This is a genomic window from Streptomyces sp. NPDC004031, from assembly GCF_053604375.1.
The window spans coordinates 134,869-144,354 of sequence record NZ_JBSGHL010000017.1 but is presented as its reverse complement, the minus strand read 5'-3'; the positions used below and the strand labels follow the sequence as shown (position 1 = coordinate 144,354).

The window sequence follows — 9,486 nt, the reverse complement described above, 5'->3', positions numbered from 1 at the left end:
TCGTGGCTGCTGGGCACCGCGGTCAAAGCCGGCCTGGACCTGCCCGCCTCCTTCGACCTCAAGGGCATCATCCAGCTCATCACCGGCCTGCTCGGCCTGACCTGGGCCAACATCCGCGCCCGCATCACCGCCAAGGGCATCCCCGACCAGGCCATGACCGAGGTCGAGAAATCCGTGCCCGTCGCCCAGAAACTCGCCAAGGAAGGCCCGGCCGGTGTCGAGCAGGAGATCGTCAAGGAGACCGGCGACCTCAAGGCGACCATCCTCGGCAAACTCACCACCTACCTGATCCCCACCGTCATCATCGCCGGCATCACCTGGATCCTGTCCCTCCTCAACCCCGCCTCCGCGTTCGTCCGCGCGGTCAAAGCGATCGTCGACATCGTCTCCTTCGTCATCAACCAGGGCGCCCAGGTCGTCGAGTTCGTGCAGGCCGTCCTCGACGCCGTCATCGCCATCGCGAACGGCGGCACCGCAGGCGTCCCCAAAATGGTCGAAACAGCCCTCGCCGCCGCCATCCCCACCCTCCTCGGCCTCCTCGCCTCCCTCCTCGGCATCGGCAACCTCGCATCCAAAGTCAAATCCGTCTTCCACGCCGTCGCCAGACCCGTCAACCGCGTCATCGACAAAATCGTCGGCTTCATCGTCAAGATCGGCAAGAAAATCTGGGCGAAACTCAAATCCAAGCTCAGCAAGGGGAAGAACAAACCGACCAAGGACAGTGGGTCTCCGGAGCAGAAAGCGAAGACCGCGAAGGCTGCCTCCACGGAAGCACGGAACAGGCTGATCGCCGGGGCGACCCCACAGCAGATGCCCCGCATTCTGGAGCAGGTCGAGCACAAGTATGCACGGCGGGGCCTCAAATCTTTGCGCATGGAGCGGACGGCGGAGCATCAGTTCCGCGTGGTCGCCAAGGTCAACCCGGAGAGCGAGAGCGAACCTGTCCACCTGCCGACCAAGGTCAAAGGTGACGAGGAAGCGTTGGGCTGGACCCCCGAGGAACTGCGGGTCTGGACGCTGGCTCAGGAAAAGGCCAAGAGCGTCAGCGATGAGACGGTCAAGAAATTGGAAAGCGCAGGACTCGGCGGCGGCGCCGCGGAGGAACAACCGAAGCGGGAGCCCGACCCGCCGACCGTGGCCCGCGGCGTGCTCAAGTGGACCGTTGCAGGTAGTGACGACGTCTCGGTGGTGAAGGCATCCAGTTCCCGGCGGCTGAAGGATCACAGCGACGCCCACCAGGTGCGAGGCGCACACGCAGAGGAGCACTTGACGCTCTACTTCAAGAATACGGACCTGCCTGACATCCCGACCGATAAAAAACACGTACCCTCGATGTCAATCCGCTACGAGATCAACAGGAGTCCGTGTGTCAACTGCGCCACCCTTATTGCTGATTTTACGGATCGCGACCTGAGGCCGAGAACAGAGAATCTCTCCACAGTCGTGTTGGCCAGCGCGCTCTACCACGGCGCCACTGTCTTCACGGGCGAGATCAGGCAGAGATACCGAAAGATATTCGACGAGCTCATCTCCCCGGAGACGCTGCAGACATTCCAGGAATTCGAGAAAATCGAGAAGGAAAAGGCGGCCGCGAAGGGGAAGACGGTCAGCAACATCGAAAGAAGAACCAAGTTTTTCTCCGGTGTCCCTCGGACGCAGAAGGCGATGGCCGCAGAAACCGAGCGTCGCTCCGGAGGTTGGGCTGACGTCACCGTGCCAGACGACGTGCGCCATGATTGGTTCCGGCTAAAGCGCGGACCGGACAATGGAATGGCTGGTTTGGCTATTCTCAGAGCGCACGGGATTACGGTTGAAGCTCTCACGGGAGCGGAGGCCGGCGTCGAATTATCCGACGAGGAAAAAGCAGCACTGTCGGAGGAGGACAAAGAAGCTCGCCGGGTCTTCCTGCTCACACTCAAGGAAAAGAACGAAATACTACTCAAGGCGCTTGCAAGAGTGGACGAGGCGGGAGTTGACGAGAAGGATGACTCCTGGGTCGTCAGCCACGGCTACGTCGGGGGAAGCTGACCCACTCGGCTCTCACTGCTCCGAGGCAATATCTTCCAGCGCAAAGAGCACAACATGCTGCCAGAACATCGCCGGGCTGTCGAACGACGGCGGGTCGATGTCGCGAATCTCGCCGACTAGGCGGCGCAGCTCCTCCTCGACTTCCTCCCGCAGTTCTTCTTCATCGTCGCAGTAGGACAGATCGAAGTCTTTGAATTTCAGCTGAAGCTGGTAGGAGGTCTCCAGGAGTCGCTCCAGGGTTGTGTTCACCAGCGCGAACTTCCGGTCACTGCTTCCCGGCTCGTACCAGTAGATGTGGCCGTCCGCTCGGGACATGCATGCAAAACCCCCCATTCCTACTGCGATCACGATGTCCTCCCGGACATCCAGCGGGAATTTATCCGGAGTCCCGGTGTCAAGCGCCTGGCCAAGGCTTACCGGCCGGTTCGTCCGAATGTTGCCGAAATAAACCTGCCCCAGGAGCGATTGAGGCATGCCGACCTCGGTCAGCAGTCGACGGTCATCGGAATTTTCGAAATACTGCTCGGCGACTTGCGGTGGCATTATCTCGACCCAGAGCGAACCGAACGCAGAAGCTAATTCCGTACGAGTGACCATCTCGGGGCTCCCCGCTGTGTAGCCGCTCCAGATTCTCGTCCTACAACGAATCTACTCGCCGGAGCGTTACGGGTGAAGACCCATGCACTGAGCGCGGTGGCGCACTCGTAGAACTCGGAAAAGGATCATGTGGCCAGGCCTCCGGTATTCGTATGGCACGGCCTGGATGAGTATCGGAGTCGTCAGTTCCGGAACCACGGCTGTCAATTGATCGGGGCAACCGTCCGATTAATGATCACCGATGTGATGTGGGACCGATCACGCCGCTGATGCCGACAGATCCGGTGCGCGGCGACGATGGACGACGCACCTTTGCCACAGGTCCGGCAGAGGAAAACACCGACGCGGACTGAAAGCCGCCTCGGGCGTCAACCCGCGCGTGCCTGACCTCCAGGGAAGCCGAGGGATCTGACCGGAGGCCGTCCTGGCAGTCCGCGCCTATTCGTTCCCGCGCGATCCGAGTTCGTCTACACCGACGCTGGATCCGCACGACATTCCCCAGCCGTCCGACCAGGTCAGTCACCGTCTACGACGGGACCGCGCCGGACGGCCAGCCGACTTCGCCACAGAGACGCACAATCGCAGCAGCAGAGGAACACCTCGGCGTAGCGACGAGATACACCGGCTGCTCGGGAGGCGCCAGGACCTGACGAGCAACCATGATCGGCTGCTGTCTCCGGACCAGGTCTACATCGACACCAGTAAGGAAGCGCCGGTCTTCCGGAAGGAGAACCACGGAGCCCGCTCATGGGACGTGCTGCTCAAGGATCTCAACGCGACTGATCCGGGGGTTCATATGCTGCTGGACCTTGCCGACCGGCGTGCGGAGAGGGTGCCGATATCGCGTTTATTCGAGCGTGAGCGGACTCACGGGTACGACGGGCCTCGGCCAGTTCCTCGTCCGTCACCGCGCCGTGCTCCTCCTGGAGCCAGTCCGACAGCTCGCCCAGACGGTCGATCCGGTCCTGGTGGACCTGGGCCTCGTTGAGGCGTACGGAGAATTCGAGGTGGGCGGTCAAGGCAAGTTGCTCTTCCCGGAGGGTGACCTTGGGTGTTCTTCGTCGTCGCATCCCGTCAAGGGATGGACGGCGCGTCGACGGGGTCCAGATGATGCGGGGCCGGTCAGGATTCCGCCGGGCGGCGGTGGCGGCCTGGGGTGGGTGGGGGGTTGGGGGGCGGGGATTCGGGGGAGGCGGGGCCGCGGTGGCGGCCCGGCGGGGGTGGGGGGTCGTGCGGGTCGGTGCTGGTGGATGCGGTGGCGTCGGACAAGGTCGAACTCCCCGTGGTGTGTCGGCGGCGCCGGAGACGGGCGAGCAGCGATGACGCGTCCGCGTGCTCACGTTGCGTCCCCCGATGCGCAACGGCGAGCGATGAGCTTATCTCCGGGTGGGCGGGCGGGAGCGGCCGGCCCCCCGGTTCTCCTTCTGCCGCCCGTGGTTGCCCTGGGCCGCCCAGCTCCTCCCATCGCACCCTCGCCGTCACCGCCCGTGGGTGGGGTGCCCAGCGGGCGGGGTCGGCCGCCGGTGCCGTGCGGCTCATGACGCGCGGACCGCGGCGAGCGGTGCCTGCTGGAGCGGCAGTACGGCCCAGGTCCGGCGTACCGGCAGCGCCCTCCCGTACTCCCCGGCGGAGGCGGAGGCGGCGGCGGCCCCGGGCGCAAGCGCCCCCGGCGAAGGGGCCCGGCCCCCGCCGCCCCCCACGGGCAGCAGCACCCGGCCTCCGGCGCACCCGGCGAAGGCCCTCGCCCCCCGGGAGCCCGCCGACACGCACGGCGTGGCCCCGAGCGCGGCTCCCCCGGCGAGAGCCGCGGCCCCTTCCGCCGAACCCCCGCGCCCCAACGGCCGCCGCCCCGCGGCGCCTTGTCCTGCTCCCCCGCCGGAGGTCCCGGCACCCGGCGGCTCCACCGGCGCGGTGCCCGTCGCGGCCTCCCAGGCCGGCGCCACCACTCCCCAGCTCACCGGCGGCTCGTACGCCGCCAGCCCCCACACCCCCGCGGCCCCTCCCGCCGCGCCCGGCGAATCTCCCGCGCCCTCCGTGAGTGCCGGCTCCCCCACCGCGTACGGCAGCTTCAGCTCGTCCCGGGGCAGCCACACCCCCGCCGCCCCCAGCCATCCCACCGGCGAGGCCCGCCAGTGGAGGCGGCGTTCGCCGGGGCGCCACAGCGCCAGCGACTCCGCGCCGCCGGGGACTTCGGCGCGGAAGGCCACCACGGAGGCCTCGGGGGCGAGGATCAGGCCGGGCTGGGCGGCGACGGGCGTGAGCTGGACGCTGGGGACGCGCAGGGCGTCGGGGAAGCGCACGGGGTGGTGGCTGCCGAGGACGCCCCAGCCGAGCCGGGCCTCACCGGGCGCGTCGCTGCGCAGCACCAGCAGCCCGCTGTCGGGCTCGGCGAGCAGCAGCCGGTCGTCGCTGTCGTCGGTGATCTGGAGCAGCGGGCTGGTGCGCCCGGTGCCGAGGTCGGCGGCCACCGCCTTGGTGCGGCCGCCGAGTTCGCGGTCGAGGGCGAGCAGCCGTCCGGCGCGGTCGAGCCAGACGCCGCCGGTGCAGCGGCCCTCGACGGTCAGGACGGGCTGCGGCCCCTGCCCGTCCGTGGTGCCGTGGACGCGCCACACGCGGGTACGGCAGGTGGCCGCGTCGTACGCGAGGGCGTAGGCGACGGGCGGGGTGGCGGGGACGGGCGGCAGCAGCCGTACGTCGTCGCCGGTCAGCGAGCCGACGGGCTGCTCGGCGGTCTCCGGGCCGGAGGGGTGGAGCAGGACGAGGTCCCAGTGGTCGGCGACGCGGCGGCGGACGAGCACCCGCCCGTCGGCGAGCGGCAGCGCCTGGGTGCCGGGTTCCTCGGGCTGCCGTCCGGGCAGCGGTACGGCGTAGGGCTCGGGCCCGCCGAGGGTCCAGCGCTCGACGAGCAGGCCGCGGCCGGTGCCGTCGGACGTGACGCTCACGGCGAGGCAGGCCGCGTACGAGCCGTCCGCGGCGATCGTGAACCCGGTCCGGCGCACGGTGCGCAGCAGCACGTCGGCCGCCGCTCCCGCGGCGCCGCCGCCCGCGGCCCGCAGCGTGCTCATCGCTCCCACAGCTGTGACGGTCATGTGTGTCGTCCACCTCCGGCGCAAGACCGTAGTTTTCGCACTTCCGGGCGATCAACGCGACTGGGGGCCATTCACCCGTAAGGGTGTCGCCGTGCACGATTCGCCCGCGGGGCGTACGCGGGTGTGCAAAACGGCGCTCGGCCGTACGGAGTGGCCGCAGGCCCGGAAAACGGGGGTGGGTGTAGGACGCACCCACGGATGAGGTTAGGCTCACCTAAGACTGTGTTTGAGCTTTGAACCACCAGCGGGGCCACGCCCACCGCGCACGGCCCCGCGCACCTCACAGCTACGCCCACGCACACCCACGCACCAGGAGTCCCGTCATGTCCCACCGGCGCCGCCGTACCACCACCGCCGCCGTCGCTCTCGCCGTCGCCGCCGGGCTCGCCCTCGCCGCGTGCGGCGGCTCCTCCGACGACAGCGGGAAGGGGTCGGGCGGCGCGGACGCCGCCGCCAAGGACAAGCAGGCGGTCGCCAAGGGCGGCAAGGACTTCGGCTCCGCGGGCGACAAGACCGCCGAGATGGGCACCGACGCCAAGCCCGGCCAGTGGCCGCGGACGGTCAAGCACGCGATGGGCACGACCGTGATCCCGAAGCAGCCCACCCGGGTCGTCGTCCTCGACGTCGGCGAGCTGGACAACGTCGTGTCGCTCGGCGTCCAGCCGGTCGGCTACGCGCCCACCGAGGGCTCGCCCGCGCTCCCGTCGTACCTGAAGAAGGACGGCGGCAGCCCGAAGAACATCGGCACGATCAACAACCTCAACCTGGAGGCCATCGCGGGCCTCCACCCGGACCTCATCCTGGGCAGCCAGCTGCGCGCCGCCACGCAGTACAAGGCGCTGGAGAAGATCGCGCCGACCGTCTTCTCCGTCCGGCCCGGCTACACCTGGAAGCAGAACTACCTGCTCAACGCGGCCGCGCTGGACAAGACCGCGCAGGCCGAGGCGAAGCTCGCCGAGTACGACGGCAAGATCAAGGCGCTGGACGCGGCGCTCGGGGCGAAGAAGCCCGTCGTGTCGATGGTCCGCTACATGCAGGACGGCAAGACGCGGCTGTACGCGAACCAGTCCTTCATCGGCACGATCCTCAAGGACGCGGGCATCCCGCGGCCCAAGAACCAGGACATCGACGACCTCGCCGCCGAGATCTCCGCGGAGAACATCGACAAGGCGGACGCGGACTACATCTTCACCGGTGTCTACGGCGACCCGAAGACGACGGACATGGCGCGGGCGCAGGCGAACCCGCTGTGGAAGAACCTGCGCGCGGTCAAGGCCGGGCACGCCTTCGACGTCCCGGACGAGACCTGGTACCTCGGGCTCGGCGTCACGGCCGCCGACCTGGTCGTCGCCGACCTCCAGCACTACCTGACGGCGTCCTGAGGGCCGCCCGGCCCGCACTCCCTCCCGCCGCGGGAGGCTTCGGCGCCCTCTGCGGGTAATCTTCCTAGACGTGCCACGTCTATCCGACCTCATCGACGCCCTCGACGCCCTGTGGCCGCCGGCCACGGCGGAGAGCTGGGACGCCGTCGGGCTGGTGTGCGGCACCCCGGAGACGCAGGTCTCCCGGGTGCTGTTCGCCGTCGACCCCGTGCAGGAGGTCGTGGACGAGGCCGTCGCCGCGGGCGCCGACCTGCTCGTCACCCACCACCCGCTCTACCTGCGCGGCACCACGAGCGTCGCGCCCGTGGGCCCCGCCGGTTTCAAGGGCCGGGTGGTGCACGACCTCATCCGCAACGGCATCGCGCTCTACGTGGCGCACACCAACGCCGACCGCGCCGACCCCGGCGTCTCCGACGCGCTCGCCTCCGCGGTCGGGCTGCGGGTGACCGGGCCGCTCGTGCCGGACCCGGCCGACCCGGCGGGGCGCCGCGGGCTGGGCCGGATCGGCGTGCTGGACGAGCCGCTGAGCCTCGCCGAGTTCGCCGCGCAGGCCGCCCGCGGGCTGCCCGAGACGGCGACCGGGCTGCGGGTGGCCGGCGACCCGGCGGCCCCGGTCCGTACCGTCGCGGTGTGCGGCGGCTCCGGGGACAGCCTGTTCGCGCAGGTGCGGGCCGCGGGCGTGGACGCATACCTGACCGCCGACCTGCGGCACCACCCCGCCTCCGAGGCGCGCCAGGCCGCGCCGCTCGCGCTGATCGACGCCGCGCACTGGGCCACCGAGTGGCCGTGGTGCCCGCAGGCCGCCCGCGAGGTGGACGCGCTCGCCGAGCGGCACGGCTGGGCACTCAGCACCCAGGTCTCGTACGCCGTCACCGACCCGTGGACGGCGCACGCACCCTCCGCTTCTCCCGTCCCTTCCAGCAGCCCAGGAGCCCCCCGCTGAACGCCGAGCCCGCCGACCAGATCCGCCTTCTCGAAGTCCAGGCCCTCGACGCGCGCATCGCGCAGCTGGACCACAAGCGCAAGACCCTCCCCGAGCACGCCGAGCTCGAACGCCTCGGCGCCGACCACGCGCAGCTGCGCGACCTGCTGGTGGCCGCGCAGACCGAGGAGAGCGACACCGCCCGCGAGCAGACCAAGGCGGAGCAGGACGTCGACCAGGTCCGCCAGCGGGCCACGCGCGACCAGCAGCGGCTGGACTCCGGCGCGCTCGGCGCGAAGGACCTGGAGAACGTGCAGCGCGAGCTGGCCTCGCTCGCCAAGCGGCAGTCCGACCTGGAGGACGTCGTGCTCGACGTCATGGAGCGCCGCGAGGCCGCGCAGCAGCGCGCCGCGGAGCTGGGCGGCCGGGTCGGGGCCGTGCAGTCCGAGACGGCGGCGGCCGAGGCCCGCAAGACGGAGGCGCTGGAAGCCATCGACGCCGAGGGCTTCACCGTCGCCAAGGAGCGCGAGGTGCTCGCATCGGCCGTGCCCGACGACCTGATGAAGCTCTACGACAAGCTGCGCGCGCAGGGCGGCGGCGTCGGCGCCGCCCGCCTCTACCAGAAGCGCTGCGAGGGCTGCCGGCTGGAGCTGAACATCACCGAGCTGAACGAGGTGCGCGCCGCCCCCGCGAACCAGGTGGTGCGCTGCGAGAACTGCCGCCGCATCCTGGTGCGCACCGCCGACTCGGGCCTGTAGGACCGGTGACGGCGCCGGACACGGGGGCGGCCTCCGGCGCCGGGCCCGACCTCGGGGCGCCCACCGTGCTGCTGCTGCTCCGGCACGGCGAGACCGCCCTGACCGCCGGGCGCCGCTTCTCCGGGAGCGGCGGCGCGGATCCGGCGCTGTCGGACCGCGGACGTGAGCAAGCGGAGCGCGCGGCACGGGCGTTGGCGTCCGCGCGGCCGCCGGTGGACGCCGTCGTGTCCTCGCCGCTGACCCGCTGCCGGGAGACCGCCGCGGCGGCCGCGGGCCGCCTCGGACTGCCGGTGACCGTCGAACCGGGGCTGCGCGAAACGGCGTTCGGGACGTGGGAGGGCCTGACCTTCGCCGAGGCCCGCGAACGCGACCCGGCCGCGCTGGACGCCTGGCTCGCCTCCCCCGCCGCCGCGCCGCCCGGCGGGGAGAGCTTCGCCGACGTCGCCGCCCGCGTCACCGCGGCCCGCGACACGCTGCTGGCCGCGCACCGCGGGCGTACGGTCCTGCTGGTCAGCCATGTCACACCGCTGAAGACCCTGCTGCGGCTCGCGCTCGGCGCCCCGCACGAGGCGCTCTTCCGGATGGACCTCGCCCCGGCGTCGCTGTCGGCGATCGCCTGCTACGCGGACGGCAACGCGACCGTCCGCCACCTCAATTCCACCGCGCATTTGACGCCTTGACCGTGCACAGCGGACGGCACGGGGTCACAA

General features: G+C 70.2%; 5 protein-coding genes and 3 pseudogenes. 6 read left to right on the top strand and 2 right to left on the bottom strand.

Annotated elements, in window-relative coordinates; all coding sequences use genetic code 11:
- A pseudogene (locus ACWERV_RS14040) lies at window positions 1-2,028 on the top strand (hypothetical protein); the annotation flags it as partial.
- A 12-nt stretch (window positions 2,029-2,040) separates the two neighbouring features.
- Here ACWERV_RS14040 and ACWERV_RS14035 read toward each other — a convergent pair.
- Window positions 2,041-2,625, bottom strand: coding sequence for an SUKH-4 family immunity protein (locus tag ACWERV_RS14035; RefSeq protein ID WP_452932620.1), 585 nt, complete (start codon window positions 2,623-2,625; stop codon window positions 2,041-2,043).
- Window positions 2,626-3,037: 412 nt separating this feature from the next.
- On the opposite strand from ACWERV_RS14035, the pseudogene ACWERV_RS14030 reads away from it, so the two are divergent.
- A pseudogene (locus tag ACWERV_RS14030) lies at window positions 3,038-3,208 on the top strand (IS5/IS1182 family transposase); the annotation flags it as partial.
- A 952-nt stretch (window positions 3,209-4,160) separates the two neighbouring features.
- On the opposite strand, the gene ACWERV_RS14025 reads toward ACWERV_RS14030, so the two are convergent.
- The gene (locus ACWERV_RS14025; RefSeq protein WP_452932619.1) at window positions 4,161-5,714 is read right to left on the bottom strand and encodes a hypothetical protein; all 1,554 of its coding nucleotides are present in this window, start codon (window positions 5,712-5,714) and stop codon (window positions 4,161-4,163) included.
- A gap of 323 nt (window positions 5,715-6,037) precedes the next feature.
- On the opposite strand from ACWERV_RS14025, the gene ACWERV_RS14020 reads away from it, so the two are divergent.
- The 4 genes and pseudogenes from ACWERV_RS14020 to ACWERV_RS14005 all read left to right on the top strand — a co-directional run.
- Window positions 6,038-7,096, top strand: a complete 1,059-nt coding sequence (locus ACWERV_RS14020) for an iron-siderophore ABC transporter substrate-binding protein (protein WP_452932617.1) — start codon at window positions 6,038-6,040, stop codon at window positions 7,094-7,096.
- Window positions 7,097-7,166: 70 nt separating this feature from the next.
- Entirely contained in the window at window positions 7,167-8,039 is an 873-nt protein-coding gene (locus ACWERV_RS14015) for a Nif3-like dinuclear metal center hexameric protein (protein ID WP_452932616.1), read from the top strand.
- The gene (locus ACWERV_RS14010; RefSeq protein WP_398191939.1) at window positions 8,036-8,776 is read left to right on the top strand and encodes a zinc ribbon domain-containing protein; all 741 of its coding nucleotides are present in this window, start codon (window positions 8,036-8,038) and stop codon (window positions 8,774-8,776) included. Before ACWERV_RS14015 ends, ACWERV_RS14010 begins: the two co-directional genes overlap by 4 nt.
- 41 nt (window positions 8,777-8,817) lie before the next feature.
- Window positions 8,818-9,456: pseudogene (locus tag ACWERV_RS14005) on the top strand (histidine phosphatase family protein); the annotation flags it as partial.
- Window positions 9,457-9,486 lie beyond the last annotated feature (30 nt).